Origin of the sequence: Corynebacterium mycetoides (assembly GCF_900103625.1) — a bacterium.
Classification (GTDB): domain Bacteria; phylum Actinomycetota; class Actinomycetes; order Mycobacteriales; family Mycobacteriaceae; genus Corynebacterium; species Corynebacterium mycetoides.
Genome location: NZ_LT629700.1, coordinates 550,614 through 577,155 on the forward strand (window position 1 = coordinate 550,614; position 26,542 = coordinate 577,155).

Annotated in this window: 26 protein-coding genes and 1 tRNA gene; 8 read left to right on the forward strand and 19 right to left on the reverse strand. The window is 67.5% G+C overall.

All coding sequences use genetic code 11. The features are described 5' to 3' along the window. Window positions 1-8 precede the first annotated feature (8 nt). Window positions 9-842, reverse strand: a complete 834-nt coding sequence (locus BLS40_RS02690; RefSeq protein WP_092148406.1) for a tRNA (adenine-N1)-methyltransferase — start codon at window positions 840-842, stop codon at window positions 9-11. Between the two features lie 179 nt (window positions 843-1,021). Then, a complete protein-coding gene (locus BLS40_RS02695; protein WP_092148409.1) occupies window positions 1,022-2,227 on the reverse strand; it encodes a M18 family aminopeptidase in 1,206 nt (401 codons plus the stop codon). 26 nt (window positions 2,228-2,253) lie between these two features. Here BLS40_RS02695 and BLS40_RS02700 point away from each other — a divergent pair, with 26 nt between their 5' ends. Beyond that, the gene (locus BLS40_RS02700; RefSeq protein WP_092148412.1) at window positions 2,254-3,087 is read left to right on the forward strand and encodes a RecB family exonuclease; all 834 of its coding nucleotides are present in this window, start codon (window positions 2,254-2,256) and stop codon (window positions 3,085-3,087) included. On the opposite strand, the gene BLS40_RS02705 is transcribed toward BLS40_RS02700, so the two are convergent. From BLS40_RS02705 to BLS40_RS02745, 9 genes are read right to left on the reverse strand one after another with little or no spacing between them, the layout of a single operon-like run. Next, window positions 3,084-4,745, reverse strand: coding sequence for a formate--tetrahydrofolate ligase (locus BLS40_RS02705; RefSeq protein ID WP_092148415.1), 1,662 nt, complete (start codon window positions 4,743-4,745; stop codon window positions 3,084-3,086). The two genes, BLS40_RS02700 and BLS40_RS02705, sit on opposite strands and share 4 nt — an antisense overlap. 5 nt (window positions 4,746-4,750) lie before the next feature. After that, a complete protein-coding gene (locus BLS40_RS02710) occupies window positions 4,751-6,061 on the reverse strand; it encodes an anaerobic C4-dicarboxylate transporter (protein WP_092148418.1) in 1,311 nt (436 codons plus the stop codon). 6 nt (window positions 6,062-6,067) lie between these two features. Further along, entirely contained in the window at window positions 6,068-7,498 is a 1,431-nt protein-coding gene (gene aspA, locus BLS40_RS02715; protein ID WP_092152084.1) for an aspartate ammonia-lyase, read from the reverse strand. Window positions 7,499-7,526: 28 nt separating this feature from the next. Next, window positions 7,527-8,375, reverse strand: a complete 849-nt coding sequence (gene hisG / locus BLS40_RS02720; RefSeq protein WP_092148421.1) for an ATP phosphoribosyltransferase — start codon at window positions 8,373-8,375, stop codon at window positions 7,527-7,529. Window positions 8,376-8,385: 10 nt separating this feature from the next. Continuing rightward, a complete protein-coding gene (locus tag BLS40_RS02725; RefSeq protein ID WP_092148424.1) occupies window positions 8,386-8,649 on the reverse strand; it encodes a phosphoribosyl-ATP diphosphatase in 264 nt (87 codons plus the stop codon). A gap of 21 nt (window positions 8,650-8,670) precedes the next feature. Further along, a complete protein-coding gene (locus BLS40_RS02730; protein WP_407922415.1) occupies window positions 8,671-9,336 on the reverse strand; it encodes an HAD family hydrolase in 666 nt (221 codons plus the stop codon). A 1-nt stretch (window position 9,337) separates the two neighbouring features. Beyond that, a complete protein-coding gene (locus BLS40_RS02735; protein WP_092148427.1) occupies window positions 9,338-9,718 on the reverse strand; it encodes a hypothetical protein in 381 nt (126 codons plus the stop codon). A gap of 23 nt (window positions 9,719-9,741) precedes the next feature. Beyond that, entirely contained in the window at window positions 9,742-10,956 is a 1,215-nt protein-coding gene (mshC, locus tag BLS40_RS02740) for a cysteine--1-D-myo-inosityl 2-amino-2-deoxy-alpha-D-glucopyranoside ligase (protein WP_092148430.1), read from the reverse strand. A 21-nt stretch (window positions 10,957-10,977) separates the two neighbouring features. Next, complete coding sequence (locus BLS40_RS02745) at window positions 10,978-11,832, reverse strand: undecaprenyl-diphosphate phosphatase (protein ID WP_092148433.1); 855 nt, start codon at window positions 11,830-11,832, stop codon at window positions 10,978-10,980. A gap of 87 nt (window positions 11,833-11,919) precedes the next feature. On the opposite strand from BLS40_RS02745, the gene BLS40_RS02750 reads away from it, so the two are divergent. Next, window positions 11,920-12,957, forward strand: a complete 1,038-nt coding sequence (locus BLS40_RS02750) for a YncE family protein (RefSeq protein WP_092148437.1) — start codon at window positions 11,920-11,922, stop codon at window positions 12,955-12,957. A gap of 3 nt (window positions 12,958-12,960) precedes the next feature. Continuing rightward, on the forward strand, window positions 12,961-14,064 hold the full coding sequence (locus BLS40_RS02755; RefSeq protein WP_092148441.1) for a quinone-dependent dihydroorotate dehydrogenase: 1,104 nt from the start codon (window positions 12,961-12,963) through the stop codon (window positions 14,062-14,064). Here BLS40_RS02755 and BLS40_RS02760 read toward each other — a convergent pair. Both BLS40_RS02760 and BLS40_RS02765 read right to left on the reverse strand, forming a co-directional pair. Then, window positions 14,039-14,386 carry a hypothetical protein gene (locus BLS40_RS02760; RefSeq protein WP_092148444.1) on the reverse strand — a complete coding sequence of 116 codons (348 nt, stop codon included), beginning with the start codon at window positions 14,384-14,386 and terminating at the stop codon, window positions 14,039-14,041. The two genes, BLS40_RS02755 and BLS40_RS02760, sit on opposite strands and share 26 nt — an antisense overlap. A 6-nt stretch (window positions 14,387-14,392) precedes the next feature. Further along, window positions 14,393-14,923, reverse strand: coding sequence for a YbhB/YbcL family Raf kinase inhibitor-like protein (locus BLS40_RS02765; protein WP_092148447.1), 531 nt, complete (start codon window positions 14,921-14,923; stop codon window positions 14,393-14,395). Between the two features lie 154 nt (window positions 14,924-15,077). On the opposite strand from BLS40_RS02765, the gene BLS40_RS02770 reads away from it, so the two are divergent. From BLS40_RS02770 to BLS40_RS02780, 3 genes are all read left to right on the forward strand, one after another. Continuing rightward, a tRNA-Leu gene (locus tag BLS40_RS02770) sits at window positions 15,078-15,163 on the forward strand. Between the two features lie 49 nt (window positions 15,164-15,212). Then, window positions 15,213-15,869 (forward strand): TVP38/TMEM64 family protein, encoded by a 657-nt coding sequence (locus BLS40_RS02775; protein WP_092148450.1) that lies wholly within the window; start codon window positions 15,213-15,215, stop codon window positions 15,867-15,869. A 6-nt stretch (window positions 15,870-15,875) separates the two neighbouring features. Next, on the forward strand, window positions 15,876-16,439 hold the full coding sequence (locus BLS40_RS02780) for a MarR family transcriptional regulator (RefSeq protein ID WP_092148453.1): 564 nt from the start codon (window positions 15,876-15,878) through the stop codon (window positions 16,437-16,439). Here BLS40_RS02780 and BLS40_RS02785 read toward each other — a convergent pair. The 3 genes from BLS40_RS02785 to BLS40_RS02795 are packed head-to-tail and all read right to left on the reverse strand — an operon-like array spanning window position 16,428 to window position 18,866. Further along, window positions 16,428-17,579, reverse strand: coding sequence for an SPFH domain-containing protein (locus tag BLS40_RS02785; protein ID WP_092148456.1), 1,152 nt, complete (start codon window positions 17,577-17,579; stop codon window positions 16,428-16,430). The two genes, BLS40_RS02780 and BLS40_RS02785, sit on opposite strands and share 12 nt — an antisense overlap. After that, window positions 17,579-18,007: an NfeD family protein gene (locus BLS40_RS02790; RefSeq protein WP_092148459.1), complete on the reverse strand. Its 429-nt coding sequence runs from the start codon at window positions 18,005-18,007 to the stop codon at window positions 17,579-17,581. The genes BLS40_RS02785 and BLS40_RS02790 overlap by 1 nt, the downstream gene beginning before the upstream one ends. 19 nt (window positions 18,008-18,026) lie before the next feature. Continuing rightward, window positions 18,027-18,866 (reverse strand): DUF3097 domain-containing protein, encoded by an 840-nt coding sequence (locus BLS40_RS02795; protein WP_092148462.1) that lies wholly within the window; start codon window positions 18,864-18,866, stop codon window positions 18,027-18,029. 45 nt (window positions 18,867-18,911) lie between these two features. Here BLS40_RS02795 and BLS40_RS02800 point away from each other — a divergent pair, with 45 nt between their 5' ends. Further along, window positions 18,912-19,667: a hypothetical protein gene (locus BLS40_RS02800; protein ID WP_092148465.1), complete on the forward strand. Its 756-nt coding sequence runs from the start codon at window positions 18,912-18,914 to the stop codon at window positions 19,665-19,667. A 5-nt stretch (window positions 19,668-19,672) separates the two neighbouring features. Here the strand turns inward: BLS40_RS02800 and BLS40_RS02805 are convergent, their stop codons facing one another. The 3 genes from BLS40_RS02805 to BLS40_RS02815 form a co-directional block, all read right to left on the reverse strand. Next, the gene (locus BLS40_RS02805) at window positions 19,673-20,743 is read right to left on the reverse strand and encodes a ferrochelatase (RefSeq protein ID WP_092148468.1); all 1,071 of its coding nucleotides are present in this window, start codon (window positions 20,741-20,743) and stop codon (window positions 19,673-19,675) included. Window positions 20,744-20,753: 10 nt separating this feature from the next. Further along, the gene (locus BLS40_RS11300) at window positions 20,754-22,391 is read right to left on the reverse strand and encodes a DIP1281 family NlpC/P60 protein (RefSeq protein ID WP_269456792.1); all 1,638 of its coding nucleotides are present in this window, start codon (window positions 22,389-22,391) and stop codon (window positions 20,754-20,756) included. Between the two features lie 459 nt (window positions 22,392-22,850). Next, window positions 22,851-23,336 (reverse strand): Rv1476 family membrane protein, encoded by a 486-nt coding sequence (locus BLS40_RS02815; RefSeq protein WP_092148470.1) that lies wholly within the window; start codon window positions 23,334-23,336, stop codon window positions 22,851-22,853. 347 nt (window positions 23,337-23,683) lie between these two features. Between BLS40_RS02815 and acnA the strand changes: the two genes are divergently transcribed. Further along, on the forward strand, window positions 23,684-26,464 hold the full coding sequence (gene acnA / locus BLS40_RS02820) for an aconitate hydratase AcnA (protein WP_231908497.1): 2,781 nt from the start codon (window positions 23,684-23,686) through the stop codon (window positions 26,462-26,464). The last annotated feature ends 78 nt before the right edge of the window (window positions 26,465-26,542 follow it).

A 26,542-nucleotide genomic window follows, 5' to 3' on the forward strand; every position in this document is an offset into this window, starting at 1 on the left:
AACACACCCTACCGGCGGGCTTTGCGCTGGGGGCGCGGCGGCGTGACGCCGTCGGCAAGCCTGCGCGTCCACACCAAAAAGGCCGTGTGGGCGTTCATGCGGTGCTCCGGGCGGGTGGCCAGGCCCTCGACCTTCCACTCGCGCAGAAGCGTTTCCCACGCGCGCGGCTCCGTGAAACACTTCGCCCCGCGGATCGCCTCCATGATGTTCATCAGCTGCGGAACGGTGGCCACGTACGTCATGAACACCCCGCCCGGGATGAGCAGATCCTTGACCGTGTCTACGAACAGCCACGGCTCCACCATGTCCAAGATGATGCGGTCCACCGGCCCGCCGAGGTCGTCGCGGGTGATCTCGCCGAAGTCCCCCAGGCGAGGCTGCCACCAGTCGGGCTCTGTGCCGAAATAGTCGCGGACGTTGTCGCGGGCGAACGCGAAGTGGTCCTCGCGGATTTCGTAGGAGAACACCGTGCCCTCGGGCCCGACCGCGCGGAGTAGGGACATCGACAGCGCGCCGGAGCCGGCGCCGGCCTCCAAGACGCGCGCGCCCATGAAAATGTCGCCCTCGACAAGGATCTGGGCGGCGTCCTTCGGGTAGATCACCGCCGCGCCGCGCGGCATGGACAAGACGTGGTCGACCAGCAGATGGCGGAAGCACAGGAAGTCGGAGCCCAGGGAGCTCTTGACCACGCTCCCCTCGTCGGCGCCGATGATGTCGTCGTGCGCGACGATGCCCTTGTGGGTGTGGAACTGCCCGCCGGGGGTGAGCTCGACGGTGAAATGGCGGCGTTTCGCGTCGGTGAGCTGGACTTTATCTCCGGCTTGGAAGGGTCCCGAATACATGGGCTAAGTATGCCCCAGCGCCCGCGCCAGGCGGAAACTGGCTCCTGTTGCGCACCTGGGAGGGGGATGGTAAAAAAGTGGGCGAGGCGCAGGGAAAAATTAAGCAGCGCAGTATGGCGCTGTTGGTCACACTGTTATCAGCGTCCGCCGCCTCCGGGGGGAAGGCGGCGGACGGGCAGCTAACGGCCCCGCAAGAACGCGGACAGCGCCTCCACGAACCACACCATGTCGCGCACCCCGGCCTGCTCGCGGACGGAATGCATCGACAACAGCGGAACACCCACATCCACCGTCGGAATGCCCAGCCGCGTCGAGGTGATAGGGCCGATCGTGGACCCGCACGGCACCGCGTTGTGGCTCACGAACGTCTGGACCGGCACCTGGGCCGCCCGGCACGAGGCGATCCATTCGGCCTGCGTCACCGCGTTGGAGGCGTAGCGCTGGTTCGCGTTGACCTTCAACACCGGCCCGTGGTTGAGCAGCGGGCGGTGCGTCGGATCGTGTTTGCCCGGGTAGTTCGGGTGCACGCTGTGCGCCGCGTCGGCGGACACCGCGAGCGAGTCCGCGTAGAAGCTGACCGGGTCGCCCACGTGCGCTGACAGACGGGCTAGGAGGCGCTCGAGGAGCGCGCCGCCGGCACCCTCCACCGACGCGGAGCCGACCTCCTCGTGGTTGAACGCCGCGAGCACCAGGATGTCGCTGGCCGCCTCCTGCGCCGCGAGCATCGCCTGGGTGCTCGCCCACACGCTCGAAAGGTTGTCCAGTCTCGCCGACATGACGGACTCCCCCACCACGGCGCTCGGCTGCGCGTCCGCCGCGACAACCTCGTGGGCGAGCACGTCGCCCGGCTCCACGCCGGCCGCCCGGGCGACGAGTGTGGAAACATCCTCGTCGACGGCGAGTACCGGCTGCAGGTGCACCTGCTTGTCTATCTCCACGGAGTCGCTGCGGGACAGGTGGATGGCCAGGCTGGGCACCCTGGCAATTGCGTCTGTGCGCACGAGGCGCTGCGAACCGTCGGCACAGACCACCCGCCCCGCGAAGCGCAGATCGCGGTCGAACCAGGTGGAGAGAATAGGGCCGCCGTAGACCTCTACCGCGGCCTGGCGGAAACCCTCACGCGCAAAGTCCGGGTCGGGTTTGAGCATCAGGCTCGGCGAGTCCGTGTGGGAGCCCACGATGCGCACCCGCGGGTTGGGGTTCTCCGGCATCCACCACGCCAGCACCGCCCCGCCGGTGACTGTCACGTGGCCGCCGGGGGTGAGGTCGGTGTCGCGGGCGTAGCCGGCGTCGGCAAGCATGGCGGCGACGTTGGCCGCGGCGTGGAAGGCGGACGGGCTGGCGTCGAGGAAGGAGAGGAACTCCGCGATAGTCGGGTGTGTCATGCCCCCACTCTAAGATGTGGTGCATCATGACTCCACCGACCGCACTGACCCCACAGACCGCACAGCCCCCACGGCCGATCGCCCTATCCCCCTCCCGCGCCTCCGACTACAAGCAGTGCCCGCTGCTCTACCGGCTGCGCGCGATCGACCGCCTCCCCGAGCCGAAGACCGAGGCGCGGGTCAAAGGCACGCTTGTGCACGCCGTGCTCGAGGAGATGCACGGCTGGGAGCGAGGGGAACGCACCTACCCCGCCGCCGTGAAGCGCATCGTGCCGTGCTGGGAACGCCTGGTCGAGGAGGACCCGAGCGTCGAGGAGCCGATCGCGGACCGCCAGCAGTTGTTCATCGACGCCAGGGCGCTCATCCGCGGTTACTTCCACATGGAAAACCCGCTCGGCTTCGACTCCGCGAAGCAGGAGATGCGTGTCGACGGCGTGCTGCCGAACGGCGTGCCCGTGCGCGGGTTCATCGACCGCGTCGATGTCGCCCCCACCGGCGAGGTCCGCGTCGTGGACTACAAAACGGGCAAGAAGCCGCTTCCGCGCTACTCCGGGGACGCGCAGTTCCAGATGCGTTTCTACGCGCTGGTGTACTGGCGGTTCTTCGGCACAATCCCGGCGCAGCTGAGGCTGATGTACCTCAAGGTGATCGACTCGATGATCCTCACCCCGTCACGCGAGGAGCTGGAGTACTTCGAACGAGACCTCGGCGAGCTCTGGGCGAAGATCGAGGCCGACGGCCGCAGCGGCCAGTTCCGCCCCCAGACCTCGAAGCTGTGCGGCTGGTGCCCATTCCAATCTCTGTGCCCGGCGTTCGGCGGGACCCCGCCCGCCTACCCGGGCTGGCCGGGCACGTACTAAAACAGTCCCGAAATCACCCCGTCGCCGTCGATGTCGATACCGTTCGCCGCCGGTTTCTTCGGCAGGCCGGGCATGGTCATGACGTCGCCGGTCAGCGCGAGGATGAAGCCGGCGCCGGTGCGCGGTATGAGGCTGCGCACGTGCAGGGTGTGATCTTCCGGCGCGCCGAGGGCGGCCGGGTCGTCCGAAAACGAGTACTGGGTCTTGGAGATGCACACCGGCAGCGTGTCGAACCCGCTGGCTTTCAGCGAGGCGAGGTCGCGCTGCGCGGCGGTGGAGTACTCCACGTCGCGCGCACGGTAGATCTCCCGCGCAATCGTCGCAATCGAATGCTCCACGCCCTGCTCCGGGTCGTACAGGGGCGCGGACGTGTTTTCCGTGAGGGTGCCCATGAGCACGTCGGCGAGCTCAGATGCGCCCGCGCCGCCCTGCGCCCACACGTCGGCCTCCGCCAACGCGATGCCGCGCTGGCCCGCCCAGTCACACAGGAACGCGCGCTCCGCCTCCGCGTCGCTGGCGAACCGGTTCAGCGCCACCACCGGGGTGACCCCGAACTTGCGCACATTTTCTACGTGCCGCTCGAGGTTGACCACGCCGCGCTCAAGGGCTCCCAGGTCTTCCTCGCTCGTCCGGTCCTTCGGTACCCCGCCGTTGTATTTCAACGAGCGGATCGTCGCCACGATCACGGCGCCCGCGACGTCGAGGCCGCCGTAGCGCGCCTTAATATCGAAGAACTTCTCGGCGCCCAGGTCGGAGCCGAAGCCGGCCTCGGTGAGAACAACGTCCCCGACCATCTGTGCCGCGCGGGTGGCGATGATCGTGTTGCAGCCGTGGGCGATGTTGGCGAAAGGGCCGCCGTGGATGAACGCGGGGGTGCCGCCGAGCGTCTGCACCAGGTTCGGGTTGATGGCGTCCTTCAGAAGCGCGGCCATCGCCCCCTGGGCGCCCAGGTCCGCCGCGGTGACGGGCTGCTTGTCAAAGTTCAGGCCGACGGTGATGCGCCCGAGCTTTTCCTTGAGGTCCGCGCGGTCCTGGGCGAGGCCGAGAACGGCCATGATTTCGGAGGCGGCGGTGATGGTGAACCCGCTCTGGGCAGGCATGCCGTCGGCCGGCCCGCCGAGGCCGGTGACCACGGTGCGCAGCGAACGGTCGTTGACATCGAGGCAGCGCTGCCAGGTGACCCGGCGCGGGTCGATCCCCAGTTCGTTGCCCTGGTGGATGTGATTGTCCACCAGGGCAGCGAGCGTGTTATTGGCCGACGTGATGGCGTGGAAGTCGCCCGTGAAGTGCAGGTTGATGTCCTCCATCGGCACGACCTGGGAGTAGCCGCCGCCGGCCGCGCCGCCCTTGATGCCCATGACCGGGCCCAGAGACGGCTCGCGCAGGGCCGCGACGGCTCTGGTTCCGCGCGCCGACAGGGCGTCGGCAAGCCCGATGAGCACCGTCGACTTGCCTTCGCCCGCGGGCGTCGGCGAGATGCCGGTGACGAGGACGACCTTGCCCTTCGCCTCGCCCGCGGAGGGCAGCTTCGACATGTCCACCTTCGCCATGTACGAGCCGTAGGGAATGAGCGCCTCGTCGGGGATGCCGGCGCCAGACGCTTTGTCCGTGATGGGTTTGAGGGTGTGGGCTTGAGCGATAGCGACGTCTGTGTTCATACCGACTACGGTACAAGCGTCCCGATTCCGTACCCGAGGAGCACGGACACCGTGATGCAGATGACGCCCGGAACGATGAACGGGTGGTCAAAGACGTATTTGCCGATACGGGTCGAGCCCGTGTCGTCCATCTCCACCGCGGCGAGAAGGGTGGGGTACGTCGGAAGCACGAACAGCGCGGAGACCGCGGGGAACGCGGCGACGGCCGTCAGCGGGCTCACCCCGATAGCGAGCGCGGCCGGCATGAGGGCCTTGGTGGTCGCGGCCTGGGAGTACAGCAGCGAGGCCGCGAAGAACAGCACCACGGCCAGCAGCCACGGCTGGGCCTGGAGCACGGACCCGGAAACGGCCTTGATGTCCTCGATGTAGTGGTTGATAAACGTCGTGCCAAGCCACGCCACGCCGAGGACGCACACCGACGCGGACATCCCGGAGCGGAACACCTGGGTGCCCAGGATCTCCACAGCGCGGCTGCGTGCGACGAGCAAGATGATCGTGGCGGTGGTGAGCATAATCGCCATGATCGCCTCGTTGCGCGGGACGGTCGGCTCGGCGACCAGCCCCACCTGCTCCGAGATGAGCGTGGCGTAGATGATCACCGCGACGATGGCCGCGACAAAGATCCCGACGGACGCCCGGGCGCCGCGTGGGGCACTGTAGGCGGACTGCGCGTCCGGGACACTCACCTCGCCCGCCGCCCTGCGCTCCAGGTAGACGGGGTCTGAGTGCAGTTCCTTACCCAGCCGGTTCGCCACCCAGGCGGTGGGGAAAATCGCGAGGAACGTCGCCGGGATCATGACCGCCAAAAGCTGCAGGTAGCCCACCCCGAGCGGCTCCACGATCGAGGCCATGAACACGACGGCGGCGGAGATGGGGGAAGCGACGATGGCCATTTGCGAGGCAATGACCGCGACGGAGAGCGGGCGCGACGGGCGCACGTCGCCTTCCTTGGAAACCTCGACGATGACCGGCAGCGTCGAAAAGGCGGTGTGGCCGGTTCCCGCCAGCGTTGTCATCAGCCACGTGACAATCGGGGCGTAGTACGTGATGCGCCGAGGGTTGCGCCTAAGGAACTTCTCCGCGAGGTAGACGAGGTAGTCCATGCCGCCCGCCAGCTGCATCGCGGAGATCGCGGCGATGACGCACATGATGATGCCGATGACGTCAAACGGGATGTCCTCGGCCGTGACGGTCATGCCGGTTACCCCGAGCAGCAAGACGCCCAGGCCGCCGGCGAAACCGATGGCGATGGAACCCATCCGGGCGCCGAGAACGATGGCGCCCAGCAGTATGAGGATGTGGACCGCGAGCAACAAGCGGCCCTATGCCTCCGCGTCGTCGAGGTAGAGCTTGCCTCGGAACTCGGGGTGCATGAGGTTCTGTTTGCTCAACGCCCGGTCGAGCTCCTCTTCGGAGAGCAGCCCCTTTTCCAGAACGATTTCTCTCACGCCCCGCCCGGTACGCGCGGCCTCCTTGCCCACCAAGTCGCCGTTGTGGTGGCCGATGAGCGGGTTGAGGTAGGTGATGATGCCGATGGAGTTTGCCACATAGCCCTCGCACACCTCTCGGTTGGCGGTGATACCCGTGACGCACTTCTCCCGCAGCGTCGCCGCGGCGTTGGTGAGCAGCTTGACGGAACCGAACAGCGACTGCGCGATCACCGGCTCCATCACGTTGAGCTGCAACTGGCCGGCCTCGGCGGCCATGGAAACCGTGACGTCGTTACCGAACACCTTGAAGCACACCTGGTTGACCACCTCGGGGATGACGGGGTTGACCTTCGCGGGCATTATCGACGACCCGGCCTGGCGCTCCGGCAGGTTGATCTCGTTGAGTCCCGCTCGCGGCCCGGAGGACAGCAGGCGCAGATCGTTGCAGATCTTGGACAGCTTCATGGCCGCCCGCTTGATCGCGGAGTGCATCATCACGTACCCGCCGGTGTCCGAGGTGGCCTCGATGAGGTCGGGCGAGGCCTGGATGTCGAGCCCGGTGACTTCGCGCAGCGCGGCGACAGCCTGGTCGCGGTAGCCGCTCGGGGTGTTGATGCCGGTGCCGATGGCGGTGGCTCCGAGGTTGATCTCCAGCAGCGCGTTCGCCGCGGTCGAGATGGTGCGCTGCTCCTCGGCCAGGTTGGCGCCGAAGGCGGTGAACTCCTGGCCCAGGGTCATGGGCACGGCGTCCTGCAGCTGGGTACGGCCCATCTTCAGGATGTCGTTGAATTCGTCTCCCTTCGCGCGGAGCGCCTTTTGCAGCTCGTCGAGCTGCGTGAGCAGGCCCTGGACCGAGTAGTAGAGCCCGAGGCGGAAACCGGTGGGGTACGCGTCGTTGGTGGACTGCGACATGTTGACGTCGTCGTTGGGGTTAATGACGTCGTAGGAGCCCTTGTCTTTGCCGAGGTACTCGAGCGCGAGATTGGCGACGACCTCGTTGACGTTCATGTTCACGGACGTGCCGGCGCCGCCCTGGTAGACATCCACGGGGAATTGATCGAGGCACCGGCCGTTGACGATGATCTCGTCACAGGCCCACATGATTGCCTCCGCTTTGGACTTCGGCAGGACGTGGAGGCGTCGATTAGCAAGCGCCGCCGCCTTCTTCACCTGCACCATGCCGCGGATGAAATCGGGGAGATCATTGATCTTGGTTCCCGAGATGCGGAAATTGTCCACCGCCCTCAGCGTGTGTACTCCGTAGTACACGTCGGAGGGCACTTCCAGGGTTCCGAGAAGGTCTTCTTCGATTCGAGTCGCCATGCCCGCCAGCATACGCAGGACCCGGCGCCTAGAGCCTGGCGATTCGCAGCTCTGTGGCCAAAATCCCCTCCGCGCCCACGGCCGCGAGCTGATCCATCGTCTGGTTCGCCTTCTTGCGCGGCACCATCGCGCGCACCGCGACCCAGCCGTCGCGCGAGAGCGGCGACACCGTCGGCCCGGTGATGCCGGGGGTGATGGCGGCGGCCGCGTCGAGGTGCTCGCGGGCGATGTTGTAGTCCACCATGAGGAAGTTCTGCGCGTTGAGGATGCCGCGGATGCGCTCGAGGAGCACGTCGTGCTCGGGGCCTCCCGCGTTGCCGCGGCGGCGGATCACCACGGCCTCGCTGCCGACGATGGGCTCGCCGAAGGGAGCGAGGCCCTGCTGCCGCAGCGTCGCGCCCGTGGACACGACGTCCGCGATGGCGTCGGCCACGCCGAGCTTGATGGCGATCTCGACGGCCCCGTCAAGGCGGATCACCTCGGCGGGAACGATGGACCGCTCGGCGAGGTAGTCGGTGACAAGGTGCGGGTACGAGGTGGCGATGCGTGCGCCCGCCAGATCCTCCACCGCCCACTGCTGCCCCGCCGGGGCGGCGAAGCGGAAAGTGGACGAGCCGAACCCTAGCGACATGACTTCCTCGACATTGGCGCGCGAGTCCGCGGCGAGATCGCGGCCGGTGATGCCCAAGTCGAGGTGGCCCTGCGCCACGTAGATCGCGATATCCTTCGGGCGCAGGAAGTAGAACTCGACGCCGTTGTCCTCGTCGATGACGTTGAGCGCCTTGTTCACCCCACGCCCCTTGTATCCGGCTTCGCGCAGAACCTCGACCGCCTTCTCGGACAGTGAGCCCTTGTTGGGCACAGCAACCTTGATCATGGTTCTCCCTTTAGAGGTACTTGTACACGTCGTCCAAGGTGAGGCCGCGCTTGAGCATCATCACCTGCGTCCAGTAGAGCAGCTGGCTCATTTCCTCGGCGAGCTCCACGTCGGACTGGTATTCGGCGGCGATCCACACCTCGCCCGCCTCCTCGATGATCTTCTTGCCGATGTAATGCTCGCCGCTGTCCAGCGCCTTCACGGTCCCGGAGCCGGCGGGCCGGGAGGCGGCTTTGTCGGAGAGCTCGGCAAACAGTTCATCGAAGTTTTTCACGGTATCCAACTCTATCGCACTCTAAGCGTTGGCAAGATCCGCGTACAGTTGCAGGACATCCGGGGCGGTCGCGCCCACGAAGTCTGCCGGGTCGAAGGCGGTGACGCCGGCAGGAACCTCGTCCGCGAGCCCCAGCACCCGGCACCCCGCCGCGGCGGCCGCGCTCATCCCCGCCCACGAGTCCTCGAACACGAGGCAGTCGGCGGGCTCGTGGCCCACCCGGCGCGCGGCCTCCAGGTACATGTCGGGGGCCGGCTTGGGGTTGTCCACCTCGTCGCCGGTGATCGAATCCACGAAGAACTCGCGTCCGACCGCGTCGATACAGGCGTCGGCAAGTTCGCGCTCGGTGTTGGTGGTCACGAGCATCGGGATTCCGGTGTCTTTGAGGGAGGTCAGGAGGCCGCGGACCCCCGGGTTCGGCTCGAGGTTGCCGGCAAGCAGCTCGGCCATGCGCGCATACATCCAGCGCTTGTGACGCGCGTAGTCTCCCTCGCCGAGGTCGACCCCGGCGTGGCCGGCGGCGACGCTTAACGTGTTGGCGAAGCTGCCACCGATCGTCTTTTCGCGCAGCTGGGGGGTGAGCCTGCGGCCCAGCCTCTCCGAAAGCTCGTAGGTGGCGATCCCCCACAGCGGCTCCGTGTCGACCAGCGTGCCGTCCATGTCCCAGAAGATGGCTTCGGGCGACACGCTACTCCAGCTCGGGAAGCTCGTTGAGGGCCTCGTCGTCCGCGCCGGTGGCCGCGGCCGCCCGGAACACCAGGCTCTCCAGGTCAGCCTTCTCCTCCGGCTCCAGAACGGCGTCCGCGTTCGCGGCGTTGAACTCGCCCAGCGCGGCGTAAAACGGGACGACCACTTTCTTCAGGTCCTCGCCCGCGGGGTCGTCGCCGAGGAGCTCGAGCCCGTCGAGGAAGCCCTCGATCATGGCCTTCAGTTCGGGCAGCACGGCGGGGTCGAAGGGCTCGTCCCACAGCTCCTTGTCCTCGTCGCGGAGGTAGGAGCCGGTTGCGAAAGTGCTCAGGTCGGAGATGAATTCGTCGACGTCGTCTTGGAACTGCTCGCGGATGGTCATGGGTTCATTGTGGACGAAAACGCTTAGACGCGCACGCCCAGCAGACCGTCCAGAGCGCGCGCGATCATCCCGCCGTTGTCGCCTGCGGCCCCGTCGACGATCCGCAGGGCCTCAGGCGTGTCCAGGTCGTTGGCCAGGGCGGCACGAAGCTTATCGACGACCGCGGCGGCGTCGCCGGCGGGAACCTCCTTGGTCAGCGCCTCCCGCCAGCGCGCGAGCCGCTCTTCGGCCGCGGTGAGGACCTCGTCCGAGAACTCGCGGTCGCTGCGGTAGTGGTCGGCGAACAGCGCCAGGCGGATCGCCGACGGCTCGTGGCCCTGTTCTGTGAGTTTGTGCACGAACACCAGGTTCCCCAGGGACTTCGACATCTTCACGCCGTCCAGCGCGATCATGCCGGCGTGCACATAGTGGCCGGCCATGCGCGGGATCCCGTAGGCCGCCTCCGCGTGGGCCGCGGAGAACTCGTGATGCGGGAACGCCAAGTCCGATCCCCCGCCCTGGATGGCGAAGCTCGGGCCGAGACGGTTGGTGGCGATCGCCGAACACTCGATGTGCCAGCCGGGCCGGCCCGGGCCGAAGGGCGACTCCCAGGCGGGCTCGCCCTCGCGGCGGCCACGCCAGACCAAAGCGTCGAGTGTGTCGCGCTTGCCCTCGCGCTGCGGATCCCCGCCGCGCTCGGCGAAGGCCTCCTCCATCTCGGCGCGGGTGTAGTTCGAGGCGTACCCGAAGTGGTCGGTGGCGTCGATGGAGGCGTAGATGTCACCGTGGTCGATCTCGTAGGCCGCGCCGGAAGCGGACAAAGTGCGCACCATCTCCACGACCTCGGGCACGGCCTCGATCGCCCCGATGTAGTCGCGCGGGGGGATAATCCCCAGCACGGTCATGTCCGAGCGGAACAGGTCAATCTGCTGCTGGCCCAGTTCGCGCCAATCCACGCCGTCGCGCTCGGCCCGCTCGAACAGCGGGTCGTCCACGTCGGTGATGTTCTGGACGTAATGGACCTTGTGGCCGTTGGCGATGAGCTGGCGCTGGACGAGGTCGAAGGTGAGGTAGGTGGCCGCGTGACCCAAGTGCGTCGAGTCGTACGGGGTGATACCGCAGACGTACATGCCCACCTCGCCGTTGGCGTCGGGGGTGACGTCGACACGCTTGACTGCTTGGTCGGCGGTATCGAAGAGGGCGAGCTCGACTGGGGTGCAGGACACCTCAGGAACCTCGGGGGCGGGCCAAGAATGCATGCTGACTACCCTACAACCACCTTAGAGCGGGCTCATGACGCCGGTGGTGAGCAGCACCATGACGAGCAGACCCAGCGGGATCCGGTAGGCGGCGAACCAGGCAAACGAGTGGTTGGCCACGAACTTCAGCAGCCAGGCGATGGAGATGTACCCCAGCACGAACGCGATGCCGCTGCCGACGAGCAGCTGCATTCCGGTCGCGGCCTGGCCGGCCTGGGGGGCGAAGGCGTCGGGAAGCGAGAACAGGCCGGAGGCGAGCACGGCGGGGATGGCCAGCAGGAAGCTGAACCGGGTGGCCACCTCGCGGTCGAGGTTGAGGAACAGGCCGCCCGAGATTGTGCCGCCGGAACGCGACACCCCGGGGATGAGCGCTAGGCTCTGCCACAGGCCCATGATGATCGCGTCCTTCATGGTCAACTCCTCGTACCCGCGGCTCTTTGTGCCGCGGCGCTCCGCCAGGATGAACACGAGCGAGAAGAGAATCAGCACCGTGGCGGTGATCCACAGGTTGCGGAAGTTTTCACGGATGAGGTCCTTGAGCAGCACACCCAGCAGGGCGACGGGGATGGTGCCGACGATGACCATCCACCCCATGCGGTAGTCGAAGCCGCGCTTGTCCGCGTTGAACAACCCGGCGAACCACCCGGTGAGGATCCGCCAGATCTCCCTGGCGAAGAACACGAGCACGGCGAGCTCGGTGCCGAGCTGGATGACGGCGGTGAAGCTCGCGCCCGCATCCTCTCCCCAGAACAGCTCTGAGACAATGCGAAGATGACCCGAGGAGGAGACCGGCAGAAACTCCGTCAACCCCTGCACCACGGACAGGACGATCACCTGGAGCCAGCTCATCGGTTCGGCATCAGTTGGGATGTTCATGCCCAGACACGCTACTCGCGCCAGCCGCGAATTCCCGCACGGTGACGCCGGGTCCGGGGCGCGTGTCCGGTTGCTAGGGTAAACCGTGTGAAAACGTTGAGCTTGCCGGTACTTGCCGGAGTACTGTCCGCGGCGCTGTTCCTCGCCGGGTGCCAGACATCCCAGGGTGATGAGGGCACCGAGACCGAGGCCGGGATGGGAAACGCGACTCCCGAGGCGTCGCCGCAGGCGGGTGAGGTGGCCGGTCAGCTGCACTCCTTCGAGGCGGTCGCGGACCTGGACGCGACGGGTGAGCTCGTGGCGGTGCGTACCGCGTCGGAGCTCGCCGTGGGAACCCTGGACGCGGTGCTCGACGGCTCCGCGGAGCGCTACCCGCTGGACCCGGCCTGCGGCGACGTCTCCGCGCGCGACGGGACATTCGCCGTGGCGTGCGGCAGCGAGGTGCGCCTTATCGACGCCTCCGGGCAGACCACGTTTGCCACCTCCGCACCCGCCTCCGTCGCCGCAGTCACCTCCACCGGGGAGGTGCTCACCGGCTCCGCGGACGAGCGCACGATCCGCGTGTACCGCGACGGCCGCGAGATCGATAGCTTCAGCGTCGCTCGCGAGACCGACCAGCTGCTCACCGTGCCCCGCGCCGGACAGCCGGACGCCGCTGTGCGCGTGAACCATTTCGACACCACGATCCAGGATCTCGACCTCAGCGACATCGGCAATGGCCGCCAGGGCGGGACCCTGCGCGTCGGCCTGGGCGTGGGCGGGGTGGCCACGGGTGGCGACGGGCTCGTCCTCGCGGCGGACAACACGGGCTCCCAGCTGCTCGTGTACACCGCGACGGACATCATCCGGCTCCAGCAGTCCGCGCCCGTGGCGGAGAGCCCGTGGGGTGTGGCCTGGGACGGGGAGGCCTCGTTGGCCTGGGTGACGTCTACCGCCACCAATACCGCGACGGGCTACGACATCTCGCAGGGCGTCCCGCTCGAGCGCGTGAGCGTGCCGACGGTCGCCGACGCGCGCGGCGTCGTGGCGCTAGCGGACGGCACGTTGGTGGTGGCGTCGGCAAGCGGCGGCGGCCTGCAGGTCATCGCGCCGGCGGAGAAGCACGCACACGAAGGAGCACGCTAAGCCATGAAAACGACCGTGTACGACGCCGTGTACGGCGCGGCGCTCAAAGCAATGTTCACGCTCGAGCCCGAACTCATCCACACCATGATGGGCGGCGCGCTCAGGGTGCTGCACACCGCTGGCCCCGTTAACCGGGCGCTAGAGAAGGCTGTGCGGGTGCACGACCCGGTGCTGGAGCAGAACCTCTTCGGCGTGCGCTTCCCCGCCCCGCTCGGGCTGGCCGCCGGATTCGACAAAAACGCCTCCGCCGTCGACGCCTGGCCGGCGCTCGGTTTCGGGTACGCGGAGCTGGGCACCGTCACCCCGAAGGCGCAGCCGGGAAACCCGGCGCCCCGGCTGTTCCGACTGCCGGAGGACAAGGCCATTGTCAACCGGATGGGGTTCAACAACAACGGGGCGCTCACGGCCGCGATGAACCTTGAGGCGCGGGCGTCCGACGGTGTGGTCGGGATCAACATCGGCAAGAACAAGACCTCCGCCGACGCAGTGGCGGACTACCGCGCCGGCGCGTCCGCGCTCGGGCCGCTCGCCGATTACCTGGTGGTCAACGTCTCCTCCCCCAACACCCCGGGGCTGCGCGACCTGCAGGCGGTGGAGGAGCTGCGCCCCATTCTGCGCGTGGTCACCGAGGCCACGAATACCCCGGTGCTGGTGAAAATCGCCCCCGATCTGAGCGACGACGACGTCGACGCGGTCGCGGATCTCAGCGTAGAGCTGGGGCTGAGCGGCATCGTGGCGACGAACACGACCATCTCCCGCGAGGGGCTCGTCACCGACGCGCGGCGGGTCGCCGAGATCGGGGCAGGAGGCGTCTCTGGCGCCCCGCTGGCGGCGCGGTCGCTTGACGTCCTGCGCCGGCTGCACGCGCGTGTCGGGAACGACCTGGTGCTCGTCAGCGTCGGCGGGATCTTCACGCCCGAGCAGGCGTGGGAGCGCATCACCTCCGGGGCGAGCCTCTTACAGGGCTACACGCCGTTCATCTACGGCGGCCCCGGCTGGATCCGCCGGGTCCACGCCGGGGTCGCGGCGCAGATCAAAGCCCACGGCCTGACCTCGATTCGAGACGCCGTGGGCAGCGGGCTTACGTGGCGTTCTGACGCAGGATAAGGGCGCACACCACCGCTCCGCCCGCCCACAGCAGCAGCCAGTACGTCTGGGTGGCAAACACCGCCTCGCGCGGCATGAGCACGCCGAGGATGACGAGCACGACGGCCGCGGCGAGGGCGAGGACCTGCGCGCGCGAGCGTGGCTGGCCGCGCACGAACGTCGCGTTGGCGCCGAACAAGAGCGCCGCGAGGCAGATGGCCAGCTCGCGCGGGGTGAACTCGAAGACTCCCTCGCCGCGGAAGAACGCCACCGCGGCGTAGATGACAAGGACGAGGGCGAGGGCGATAAACGCCCCGCCGACGCGCAGTTGGATCGGGATCATTTTAAGCTAGTTCTCGTACCAGCCCCACAGGATCGCGCGGCCGATCGAGTGGAAGTAGAGGTTGAAACCCAACTGCGTCGGGTTGGCGATCTCGTCGGCGGGCAGCTGCTCGACATCCACGGCGTGGACGGCGAAGAGGTAGCGGTGCGGGCCGTGGCCCGCGGGCGGGTTCGCGCCGTAATACGTCTTCTGGCCGGAGTCGCCGGCGAGCGTGACGGCGCCGACGCCGAGGTCCTCGGTGGAACCCGCGCCGGACGGCAGCTCGGTGACGTCGACCGGGATGTTGAAAACCGACCAGTGCCAGAACCCGGACGCGGTCGGCGCATCCGGGTCGAAGCAGGTCACCGCGAGGGACTTCGTGCCCTCCGGCAGCCCCTCCCACGCCAGCTGCGGCGACACAGCGTTGTCGCCCGCCAGCGTGTCCGCGAGGCGCTCGCCGTCGACGATGTCGGTCGAGGTGAGCGTGAAGGCCGGCAACTGCTTCAGCGGTGCGTACGGGTCAGGTCCGGGAAAGCGGGGATCGTTGTAGTAACTCATGTTCCAATTTGTACCCGAAATGATTCCGTGAGATGACGGGCGAAGGAAACAACATCGGTGGAATTATGCCCCCACCTGGCGATTTGTTAACTCTACGGGAGGGGCCCTATAGTAATCGGAGTGCCAAGCCGACCAGGCTTGTAAACATCACCCGGCCCGGGTGGCGGAATGGCAGACGCGCTAGCTTGAGGTGCTAGTGTCCTATTAACGGACGTGGGGGTTCAAGTCCCCCCTCGGGCACAGACGGCCGGCTCCCTCGCGGAGCCGGTTTTTTGCATTGGAAGGACGTATGACCAGATCCCGGATCGCTGTGCTCGCCCTGGCGGGGCTCGCGTTCGTGGCCGCCTGGCTGCTTCTCGACGTCCCCCCGCTCGCCGTCCTGCGCACCTGGGCCGACCAGACCGGGTACTGGTTCCCGGTGGTGTTCTGGCTTGTGTACGTCCTGATCACCCAGTTCCCCATCCCCCGCACGTTGATGACGGTCTCCGCCGGCATCCTCTTCGGTTCCGTGTGGGGCGTGGTCATTGCGCTGAGCGCGACCACAGTGGCGTCGGTAATATCGCTCCTTGTCGTGCGTTACCTTCTGCGCGACGTCGTGGAGCCGCGGCTGACCCACCCCGCCATCGCCTCGATCAACCAGCGGCTGCGCGAGCGGGGGTGGCTCGCCATCGCCAGCCTCCGGCTGATCGCCGTGGTGCCGTTTTCCATCCTCAACTATGCCGCGGCCCTGACACGTGTGCCGGTGGTCCCGTTTGCCGTGGCCACGCTCGTCGGCTCCGCCCCCAACACGGTGATCGTGGCGGTGTTCGGCGACGCGCTGACCGGCCAGGCCAATGTTCTCGTCCTGGCGATGATGGGCGTACTCGCCGTCGTCGGAGTCGCGGGCCTGCTTGTCGACGCCTCCGTGCCCACGCGCCGGGACCCGGAAGTAAACCCGGTAGACTAGACGGCGATGATTGCTGTCCATGCCCGCTACCGCGGGAGAGAGAAAGGGCGGGCGCAGCTGGTGAAGCGCTCCGCCGAGGCGCTGTCGACCCTGCCGGGCGTCGGGGAGTTCGAGATCGTCGGGGTCGAGGACATCCGCGCCCACGTGGACTCTCCCGACGACGCGCTCAACCTCATTATGGCGCTGCTCTCGGACGGAAACTGGGCGATCGGGTTGGGCATCACCCAGCGCGGCAGCGCCGCGGCGAGCGCCACGGAGGCCACGGGGGTCAAGCCCGCCGCGGTGGGCGTCATCGTGGACACGGTCGACCCGGCCGACGCGGGAACGGCTGCCCCCGACATCGCCGCCGTGTTCGCGCTCATCGGCCACGTCCTGCACAAGCGCACCTACGAGGGCCGCGAAGCCACGGCGCTGGTGCGCCGCGGGCTGACGCAGAACGAGGCCGCCGACCGGCTGGGCATTTCTAAGCAGGCGATGAGCCAGCGGCTGCAGGCGGCCGGGTGGCGAGCGGAGCAGGCCGGCGTCCAGCTCGCCCTGAACCTGATCGGCCGGGCTTCCCTACTGCCCTAGCTCCTTCGGTGCGTCCACTCCGCGGCCCTCGACCATGGTCGGATCCGGCGCGTCCACGTGCTTGTTAGCCACCGCCCGGGCCTCGGCAAGCGCCTTGGCCAACTCGGGATCCGTGGTCGTGTCGAACCACCCGTCGGTGTCTTCGGCCTCCGCCATGTCCTTCGTCTCCTGGTCCACGGAGGCAGACTGGTAGCGGAACACCCCGTCGTCGTCCTTGTGGGCGAAGGCCTTGGCGAACTGCTCCAGGGAGTCCCCGAGCTGGGAGGGGATCATCCACATCGTCGCGGCCTCGTTCTGGGCGATCTCCGGCAGCTTCTCCAGGTACTGGTAGGCCAGCAGCTCCGGCGTGACGCCGGAGGACTTGATCGCCGCGTTGACCTTCTGCAGCGCGCGGGCCTCACCCTGTGCGGAGAGGTACTTCGCGGCGCGGTCGCCCTCGGCGCGCAGGATCATCGCCTGGCGCTCGGCCTCCGCGGCGAGGATGGCCGCGTGCTTCTCGCCTTCCGCCGAGAGGATGCGCGCCTGCTTCTCGCCCTCCGCAGTCTTGATGTCGGACTCGCGCTTGCCCTCCGCGGTGAGAATCATCGCGCGCTTCTCGCGGTCCGCCTTCATCTGCATCTCCATGGACTGCTGGATGGACGGCGGCGGGTCGATGGCCTTGAGTTCCACGCGGCTGATACGAAGGCCCCACTTCGCGGTGGCGGCGTCGAGCTCGCCGCGCAGGCGGCGGTTGATCGTCTCGCGCGATGTCAGGGTCTCCTCCAGCGTCATCCCGCCGACGACGTCGCGAAGCGTGGCCACCGAGATCTGCTCCACGCCCACTAGGTAGTTGTCCACTCCGTAAATGGCCTTGGCTGGGTCGTTGATCTGGAACGTGACCACGATGTCGATGGCGACGGTCAGGTTGTCCTGGGTGATCACGGCCTGCGGCGGGAAGGACACGACGCGCTCGCGGGTGTCCACGCGCGAACGCACGCGGTCAATGAACGGAATAAGCAGCGTGACCCCGCCCGAAACGGTGCGGGTGTAGCGGCCGAGGCGCTCGATGACGGCCGCCTCGCCCTGCTGGATCATTTTGATGGAACTGAACAGAATCAGCACCACCAACGCGATGATGATGATGGCAACAATGCCGCCCACTAGGGCTCCTTCCAGACGACCGCCACGGGGCCGTCAATATCGGAAACAGTGACGTGCTGGCCGGCCGGGATCGATACCGCCGGGTCGAGGGAGCGGGCGGACCAGATCGTGCCGTCGAGACGCACTTGGCCCCCGCTGGGGGTGATGTCCTCAACCACCTCCGCGCCAGTGCCCACGAGGGCGCGCGGGGTCTCGTCGTACACCCCGGGTTTGAGGAACTGCCTGTGCAGTAAGGGCCGCAGGAAGAACCAGAAAGCCGCGGACGAGGCGACAAAGACCGCCACCTCGGCCCAGAGCGGTATCCCTGCGAGGGAGGCCCCGGCCGCGGTGAGCGCTCCCGCAGCGATCATGAGGAACGTGAACTCCCCGGCCGCCAATTCGAGTGCGGCCAGTACTACTGCTGCGATAAACCATACGAGTGCGCCCACAAGTCCTACCTTACATGCGCTACATGTCCGATTTCTTCAGCTCCGGATTGGTGACAAAGTCCACCAGCCGCTCCACCGCGCCGATGAGCGTGTGGTCCAAATCCTTGTAGGTGTGCACCGCGCCGTAGACCCGGTTCCATCCGTCCTTCGGGTCGCTCCAACCCAGCCGCCGACACACTCCCTCCTTCCAGTCCTCGCCGTACGGGACGTCCGGCCACGCCGGGATGCGCACGGAGGAGGGTTTCACCGCGGCCCAGATGTCGATGTAGGGGTGGCCGGTGACCAGCACGTCGGGCCCCACGTGTTCCACCAGCCGCGTTTCCTTGCTGCCCTCGACGAGGTGGTCCGCCAGCACGCCGATCCTGCGTCCCGGCCCGGGCTGGAACTCGGCGAGCCGCTCGGCTAGGTTGTCCAGCCCCTCGAGGTATTCCACCACCACGCCCTCGACGCGCAGGTCATGGCCCCACACCTTCTCCACGATCGCGGCGTCGTGGATGCCCTCCACCCAGATGCGGCTGGGCATGGCCACCTTCGCGCGCACTCCCTCGACGCGCCGGGAGCCGGAATTGGAGACGGCGGGGGCCCGCTTTGCGACGTGCCGCGTCAGCGTCACCCGCGCGCCCTCGAACAGGAACGCGCCGGGCAGCATGCGGAACAGCCGTTGCGTGCCGCGGCGATCCTCGAGCCGGACGAAGTCGCCGTCAGAGGTGCGCTCGAAGGCGATCACCGCCCCCACGAAGTCGTCGCCGACGACCTCCACAACAATCCCCGGTTCCGCCGGGACCTCCGGATACGCGGGCTTTTTCCGCCGAGCGTGGCCTGCCAGGATGTCTCCGCCGTACGGGTCGAGTCGTGTCATAATGCCCGACAGTCTACCGGCCGCCCTGCGCTACAATCGCCGCCTATGCATATCCGCGCCGAAGTCTATTCCCCCCTGCAGAACACGGCCGTGTGGTTGGCCGCCTGGCTGTATTCGGCCGAATCGACGGACGAGACAGTCGCCGCGCTCACCGACCTCGGGGGAACCCACTCCTACGGTGATGAGAGCCTGGCCAGGCTGCTTTACGACGCCCGCACCAGCGCCGACCTTTTCTCAGCCGAACCCGTCGTGCGTCTCGTTTTGTGGGGGCCTGGCCAGGCCGCCGGGCTGCCGGCGGGCTCTCCCGCGGCGCAGGCCCTCGGCCCTGCGGGCGCGATCGTGCTCAAGGGGGCCGCGGGCGTGTCCCACATCCTCGTCCCCCGCTACACGGCGGACGGCGTGGCGTGGCGGTGGTTCGAGGAGCCCGGCCGGCTCCCGGCACCGTCCTGGCTCTCCCCCGGCGAGGCCGACGCCCTGCTGAAGCGTGCGACCGAGGAGGCGGCGGTGCTCATCGAGGCCCTCGGCGGGGGCCGGACGGAGCTGCCGAACCCGCGGCTCACCGTGGGAACGTTGGCCGACTTCTACGACACGCCGGGGCTGCCCATGGGCGTTTCCCCGCGCGCGGCGAAACTCTTCGCGCGCGCCGACCGCGTGGCCGCCATCGTGGAGGCGGTCACGGAACGCGCGGGCGACCATAGCTTCGACCCGCAGCTGTTCGCCCTCTGGCGCCATATCCGAACCGCGCGGATGGCGGGTGTCGCCGACGCGGTCCGTGGCTACCGGCAGACGTCGCTACGTTAGCTGGCTTACGTCACCGGGTTCTGCGGGTGGCTGGGGGCGGGCTTGCCCGGGCGCTGCATCATGCAGCAGTCGGGGGCGCACGGCGCGCCGTTGACGGTGCAGCCTTGGACCGTGACCTTGGAGAGGCTGGCGGGGTTGGCCCCCTGCGACACGTTCTCGGCGAGGTCGACCACCATCGCCGCGAACCGCGGGTCGAGTCCGACGGTGGGCACGCGGTCAAGCGTCATGCCGGCCTCTTCGCACGCCTCCTTGAGCTCGGTGTCCAGGTCCCACACGACCTCCATATGGTCGGTGATGAAACCGATGGGCACGCAGATGATGTGGCGCGCGCCCGCGGCGCCGAGCTCCATGGAGCGGTCGACCACATCCGGCTCCAGCCACGGGGTCGCCGGATTGCCTGAGCGGGACTGCCACACGACCTCGTAGTCGTCCACGCCGGCGGCCTGGGCGACGAGACGCGAGGCCTCCGCCACCTGGCGGGAGTACAGATTGCTGTCGCCGGGGCCGCCCGAGGAATTGTCCGCCGCGTCGGGCACGGAGTGCGCCGAGAACAGGACCCTTGTCGACGCCTTGTCCGCCGCCTCCCAGGCCGCGCGGGTCGCCTCCGCCGTCAACTCCACGAACGTCGGGTGGCCGTAGAACTGCCACAGTTTCGTGAACTCGATCTCGGGCGCGATCTCTCGCAGGCGCAGGATGTCCTCGTCGTACTGCCGGCAGGCCGAGTACCCGCCCCACGCGGAGGTGGCGAACACCAAGACACGCCGGTGGCCTGCCGCCTGGATCTCCCTGACTGCGTCCTCGGACATCGGGTGCCAATTTCGGTTGCCGAAGTAGACGGGCAGGTCGTGGCCGCGCGCCGCCAACTCCTTTTCCACGTTCGCGATGATTTCGCGGTTCTGCCCGTTGATGGGGCTCACCCCGCCGAAGTGGAAGTAGTGCTCACCGACTTCCGCGAGGCGCTCGCGAGGAATGCCCCTGCCGCGGGTCACATTCTCCAGAAAAGGTATAACCTCGTCCTCCCCTTCGGGGCCGCCGAAGGAGAGGACGAGGAGTGCGTCGTAGTCATTCAAAGCCATGCATTAGATGTTAGAGCAGACGCACCGCCTTGGGGGACATTCCGGACCATCTGACGGGAGTGACGCGCACGTTCAGCCCGGACTGGGGCGCCTCGATCATCGTCCCGTCCCCCAAGTAGATGGCGACGTGGCTGTCGCCATTGTCGCCCCAGAAAAACAGGTCGCCTCGCTGCGCCTGGCGGGGATCGATCTGGGTCCCCCGCTGATACTGGTAGCCGGTGTAGTGCGGCAGCGAGATGCCCACCCCGGCGAATGCGTAGAGCACGAGGCCGGAACAGTCGAATCCCTTTTGCGTGCCGCCGAGTCCCGTCGTGGGACCGTTGGCGTCTCCGCCGCCCCAGACGTACGGCGTGCCCACCATCGACATGGCGCGGGAGATGACCGTTTCCACCCTCGCCGAGTTGGGCGCGGCGGGCAGCGTGTCCGCGATGGTGTCGGAGACTTCCTTCGCGTCGGGGACCTTGGGCAACACCTCGGTCACCTCCGCGCTCGTCGAGCCCTGCTGCGCGGTGAGCACCGATGACAGCCCGCCGGCGAAGGCCGCGATGATTTCGGCGTTGCTGCTACTGCTGCTACTGCTGCTGCCGTTGCCACTGCTGCCGCCCGTGTACGGGTTCTCGAGGGACGCGTGTTCGGCCTGCGACGAGCCCACCAGCGCCGCGGCGGCGGCAATGGCGGCCGCCTGGTCGGTCACCGCCGTATCCGGTTGCTGGGTGGCCCCGTAGGGCTCCGTCGCGCCCAACTCCATGGCCGTCTGTACCGCGCGGGTGACCTGCTCCGTGCTCGGGGCGGGCGCATCCGGCGCGATCGCCGAAACGGTGGTTTCCACCGCCGAGACCGTTTCCTCGCTCACGGGCTCCTCGGGAGCCGGGGCGGACTTGTCTGTGGCGGTGACGGTGCCGGCGGTGTCGGCGGAGGTCGGAGCGCCGACGGGCGCCTCCGCGGGCTGGCGGACTTCGGCCAGCTGTGCCTGTGCCTGGGCCTGATCGGCCACGGCGGCGTCGCGCACAGCCAACTGCCCCTCAAGCTCGGACTGGGCGGATTCGAGGGCCTGGCGCGCGTCCGCTTCAGCGGCGACGGCGTCCTGGGCGGTGCGTTCTGCGTGCTCGCTGGCTAGCCGGAGTCGGGATTCCTCGTTCGCGGCTTCGGTGCGCGCCCGCTCCACCTCGTCCAGTTTCGCCTGCTTGGCCGCAGTCTGCTGCCGCAGGAAGAGCGAGCGGTCGAGCAGGTCGCGCTGCGCGTCGCTGCTGCCGAGGCCGTCGAGAGCCGATGGGGAACCGAGGTTGCGGTACTGGAAGCGGGTGAGGTCACCCAGGTCCGCGCGGGCGGTGTCGACGTCTACCTGCGACGCGGCGAGCCTCGCCCGCGCCTCCTCGGCGCCGCGCCGCGCCTGCTCCGCGCGCGCCTGAGCATCGTGGAGGTCGACGAGGGCCCGGTTGACGGTCTCCCGGAGATCACCGATGGCGATGTCGAGCGCGTCGATGCGCGCCTGTATGGAGGAAACCTGGGTGACGAGGGAGGACGCGGAGGATCCGTTGTCTTGGGCGGGAGCCGACGGAGCGGCAAGGGCGAGGGTTGTCGAGCACGCGACAGCAGCAGTTGCGGAACGCAACCATGCGGGCCGGGCGCTCACGGGACGAATATCCACTTGAGGAGCTCCTCACGGCACGCGTCGCCAGGCGGGGACGCAGGAGCGCCCCCGCCGGCGGGCAGGGCATGTTGACTAGACAAGCCCGCACCCTTGACGTGTGCAGATCGATTGATTGACTACTGGTGTCGAACCACGCGAAAGATAGCCAACCCGCGCCCACCCTCGTCGCAGCATTCCAGTGCTTGGCGTGCTTCCCCACATGCCCGTACTGCCGTGACGCCGCTGTAAGCGTGGTGCGTTTGAGCTGAATATCGACCCGCGAGCCGACCTCCACACCATACGTCACTTAATCAATCTGTTGCACAACCTTTACCAAGAACCCCACTCGTCAAGCGCTCTAACATGACCAACGTGACGAGGAGAGCCCGCCCTCACCTGCTCGAACGCGACACGCGAAAACGGGGCGTGACATCCGTCACACCCCGTTCATCGAGAATTAAGTAAAGGACTAAGGCTTTATCTCTCGGCCGCACGTGCCGCCTGCCGCACGGTCACGGCCACGACGAGCACGATACCGGCGAGAATCGCCGCAGCGACGAGCCCCCAGTTCCACGAGGCCGTCTGCGCGGTGTCGAGAAACGCGCGTAGCCCCTCCGGGTAGTCAGGCTCAGCCGCCATGGCGCGCTGGGCGGTTTCGATCTGGTGCCGCGTGAGGTGGTCGCTCACCGCGGCGGCAACGTGCGGCGTGCGGACGATCACGGTGTCGTACCCGGTTTCCAGCTGCAGGTCTTGGGCGAGGTCGCGCAAGTCCGCGACTTGTCTGGGGGTCTGCTCAAGCACGACAACGGCAACCGGGTCGATTGCCGAGGGGTGGGAGTGTTCCAGCGTCGCCCGTATGGCGTCCTCCAACCCCGGGTTGACCGGATTGTCGGTCCCGAACGCGATACCGTCTTCGAGTACCTGGCTGCGCAGCGAATCGAATCCCGCCTCTGCATCAAACATTGTCCGTTACTCCTCGGAATCATCTGGGCGCCCGTGAGGTGTGCGGGCGCGCCTTCATTATCCCAGGCGCAAAGCTTTCCCACCTAAAAGGGGCTAAAAGGGGTAAGTGGCGTGTCCGATCCGCGCAGCGCCCGAGCGTATCGACGCCCCCGTACCGCCCCTGTGCTGCAGGTTTAGCGAGGTTGCGCCGGACACGCTGGGTCGAAGCGTCGATAAGTGCGAAAGCGCACTGGACGGTGCGTTAGAATCACCGCCGTACGGTCGTCCGTTCCTTATAGGATGGGCACTGACCACCCAATGGGGCAGTCTCGCCCCAGACCGGTTTACAAAGAGAAATGGAGCTCACTGTGGCTGAAAGCAAGAACTCCTTCAATGCCAAGCGCACGCTCGAGGTGGGTAGCAAGTCGTACGACTACTACGCGCTCGACGCCGTTGAAGGCATGGAGAAGCTTCCCTACTCCCTGAAGGTTCTCGGTGAGAACCTCCTGCGCACCGAGGACGGCAAGAACGTCACCGAGGAGCACATCAAGGCAATCGCAAACTGGGAGCCGGCCGCAGAGCCGTCCATCGAGATCCAGTTCACCCCCGCCCGCGTACTGATGCAGGACTTCACCGGCGTCCCCTGTGTGGTCGACCTCGCCACCATGCGTGAGGCCGTGTCCACCCTCGGCGGAAACCCGGACCAGGTCAACCCCCTGAACCCGGCCGAGATGGTGATTGACCACTCCGTCATCATTGAGGCTTTCGGCACCTCCGATGCCCTGGACAAGAACGTCGAGATCGAGTACCAGCGCAACGAGGAGCGCTACCAGTTCCTCCGCTGGGGTGCGGAGAACTTCTCCAACTTCCGCGTTGTTCCCCCGGGAACCGGCATCGTCCACCAGGTCAACATCGAGTACCTCTCCCGCGTCGTCTTCGACAACGAGGGTGTTGCCTACCCGGACACCTGCATCGGCACCGACTCCCACACCACCATGGAAAACGGCCTCGGCATCCTCGGCTGGGGCGTCGGCGGCATCGAGGCTGAGGCAGCGATGCTCGGCCAGCCCGTCTCCATGCTCATCCCGCGCGTCGTGGGCTTCAAGCTCACCGGCGAGATCCCGGTCGGCGTGACCGCCACCGACGTCGTGCTCACCATCACCGAGATGCTGCGCGAGCACGGCGTGGTGCAGAAGTTCGTCGAGTTCTACGGCAACGGCGTGCGCCAGATCCCGCTGGCCAACCGCGCGACCATCGGCAACATGTCGCCGGAGTTCGGTTCCACCTGCGCGATCTTCCCGATCGACGAGGAGACCATCAACTACCTCGAGCTCACCGGTCGCGACAAGGAGACCATCGAGCGCGTCGAGGCTTACGCCAAGGCCCAGGGCATGTGGCTCGAGCAGGACGCCCCGGAGGCCGAATACTCGGAGTACCTCGAGCTCGACCTATCCACCGTGGTTCCGTCCATCGCTGGCCCGAAGCGCCCGCAGGACCGCATCCTGCTGTCCGAGTCCAAGCAGACCTTCCGCGCTCAGCTGCCGGACTACAACGACGCCGGCAACGAGACCTTCGAGCCGGTGCGCGCCGAGAAGGTCGCGTCCGTCTCCTACAACGAGTCGTGGCCGGGCAACGGCGAGTCCGCCGCCGTGGGCGCCGAGGGCCGCGCCTCCAAGCCGGTCATAGTCGAGTCCCCTCAGGGCGGCGAGTACACCGTCGACCACGGCATGGTCGCCATCGCCGCCATCACGTCGTGCACCAACACCTCCAACCCGTCCGTCATGGTCGGCGCAGGCCTGCTGGCCCGTAAGGCGGCCGAGAAGGGACTTCGGGCCAAGCCGTGGGTCAAGACCATCATGGCTCCGGGCTCCCAGGTCGTCGACGGCTACTACAACCGCGCTGACCTGTGGAAGGATCTGGAGGCCGTCGGCTTCTACCTCACCGGCTTCGGCTGCGCCTCCTGCATCGGCAACTCCGGCCCGCTGCCCAACGAGGTCTCCGACGCCATCAACGAGTTCGACCTCACCGCGACCGCCGTCCTGTCCGGCAACCGCAACTTCGAGGGCCGCATCTCCCCCGACGTGAAGATGAACTACCTCGCGTCCCCGCTGCTCGTCATCGCCTACTCCATCGCCGGCACCATGGACTTCGACTTCGAGACCCAGGCGCTCGGCCAGGACGCCGAGGGCAACGACGTCTTCCTCAAGGACGTCTGGCCGTCCCCGGAGGAGATCGAGCAGACGATCGCCGCGACCATCTCCCGCGAGATGTACGAGGCCGACTACGCCGACGTGTTCAAGGGCGACGCCCAGTGGCAGGGCCTCGACATCCCGCAGGGCAAGACCTTCGAGTGGAACGAGGACTCCACCTACATCCGCAAGGCGCCGTACTTCGACGGCATGCCGACGGAGCCGGAGGCAGTCCAGGACATCTCCGGAGCGCGCGTTCTGGCGAAGCTGGGCGACTCGGTCACCACCGACCACATCTCCCCTGCCTCCTCCATCAAGCCGGGCACACCGGCCGCGAACTACCTCGACGAGCACGGCGTCCAGCGCCAGGACTACAACTCCTTCGGCTCTCGCCGCGGCAACCACGAGGTCATGGTGCGCGGCACCTTCGCCAACATCCGCCTGCGCAACCAGCTGGTGGAGGAAGCCGGCGGTTACACCCGCGACTTCACCCAGGAGGGCGCGCCGCAGGCGTTCATCTACGACGCCGCCCAGAACTACGAGGCCGCCGGCATCCCGCTCGTCGTCCTCGCGGGCAAGGAGTACGGCACCGGCTCGTCCCGTGACTGGGCCGCGAAGGGCACCAACCTGCTCGGCGTGAAGGCCGTCATCACCGAGTCCTTCGAGCGCATCCACCGCTCGAACCTCATCGGCATGGGCGTGCTGCCGCTGCAGTTCCCGGAGGGCGAGTCCCACGAGACCCTCGGCCTCGACGGCACCGAAACCTTCGATATCACCGGGGTCACCGCCTTCAACGACGGCGACACCATCCCGGAGACCGTGCACGTCGTGGCCACGAAGGATTCCGGCGAGACCGTCGAGTTCGACGCCAAGGTCCGCGTGGATACACCTGGTGAGGCCGAGTACTACCGCCACGGCGGCATCCTGCAGTACGTGCTGCGCCAGATGGTCAAGAGCTAGCGCTTTGTAGCTCGACCGCCCAGGAGGGGTCTTCCGGCAACCGCTGGGAGGCCCCTTTTCGGGTCCTAGACTAAGCGG

Coding starts and splice junctions, on each gene's coding strand:
- BLS40_RS02735 (WP_092148427.1), bottom strand. CDS start 9,718: ATGACCATCCGCGAGCAGTTCCAAGACGACGTCGACGAATTCATCTCC.
- BLS40_RS02815 (WP_092148470.1), bottom strand. CDS start 23,336: ATGTTTGATGCAGAGGCGGGATTCGATTCGCTGCGCAGCCAGGTACTC.
- BLS40_RS02705 (WP_092148415.1), bottom strand. CDS start 4,745: ATGAACACAGACGTCGCTATCGCTCAAGCCCACACCCTCAAACCCATC.
- BLS40_RS02745 (WP_092148433.1), bottom strand. CDS start 11,832: ATGAACATCCCAACTGATGCCGAACCGATGAGCTGGCTCCAGGTGATC.
- BLS40_RS02700 (WP_092148412.1), top strand. CDS start 2,254: ATGACTCCACCGACCGCACTGACCCCACAGACCGCACAGCCCCCACGG.
- BLS40_RS02765 (WP_092148447.1), bottom strand. CDS start 14,923: ATGAGTTACTACAACGATCCCCGCTTTCCCGGACCTGACCCGTACGCA.
- aspA (WP_092152084.1), bottom strand. CDS start 7,498: ATGGCGACTCGAATCGAAGAAGACCTTCTCGGAACCCTGGAAGTGCCC.
- BLS40_RS02800 (WP_092148465.1), top strand. CDS start 18,912: ATGCATATCCGCGCCGAAGTCTATTCCCCCCTGCAGAACACGGCCGTG.
- BLS40_RS02795 (WP_092148462.1), bottom strand. CDS start 18,866: ATGACACGACTCGACCCGTACGGCGGAGACATCCTGGCAGGCCACGCT.
- BLS40_RS02695 (WP_092148409.1), bottom strand. CDS start 2,227: ATGACACACCCGACTATCGCGGAGTTCCTCTCCTTCCTCGACGCCAGC.
- BLS40_RS02760 (WP_092148444.1), bottom strand. CDS start 14,386: ATGATCCCGATCCAACTGCGCGTCGGCGGGGCGTTTATCGCCCTCGCC.
- BLS40_RS02805 (WP_092148468.1), bottom strand. CDS start 20,743: ATGGCTTTGAATGACTACGACGCACTCCTCGTCCTCTCCTTCGGCGGC.
- BLS40_RS02755 (WP_092148441.1), top strand. CDS start 12,961: ATGAAAACGACCGTGTACGACGCCGTGTACGGCGCGGCGCTCAAAGCA.
- BLS40_RS02780 (WP_092148453.1), top strand. CDS start 15,876: ATGATTGCTGTCCATGCCCGCTACCGCGGGAGAGAGAAAGGGCGGGCG.
- BLS40_RS02775 (WP_092148450.1), top strand. CDS start 15,213: ATGACCAGATCCCGGATCGCTGTGCTCGCCCTGGCGGGGCTCGCGTTC.
- BLS40_RS02690 (WP_092148406.1), bottom strand. CDS start 842: ATGTATTCGGGACCCTTCCAAGCCGGAGATAAAGTCCAGCTCACCGAC.
- mshC (WP_092148430.1), bottom strand. CDS start 10,956: ATGCATTCTTGGCCCGCCCCCGAGGTTCCTGAGGTGTCCTGCACCCCA.
- hisG (WP_092148421.1), bottom strand. CDS start 8,375: ATGATCAAGGTTGCTGTGCCCAACAAGGGCTCACTGTCCGAGAAGGCG.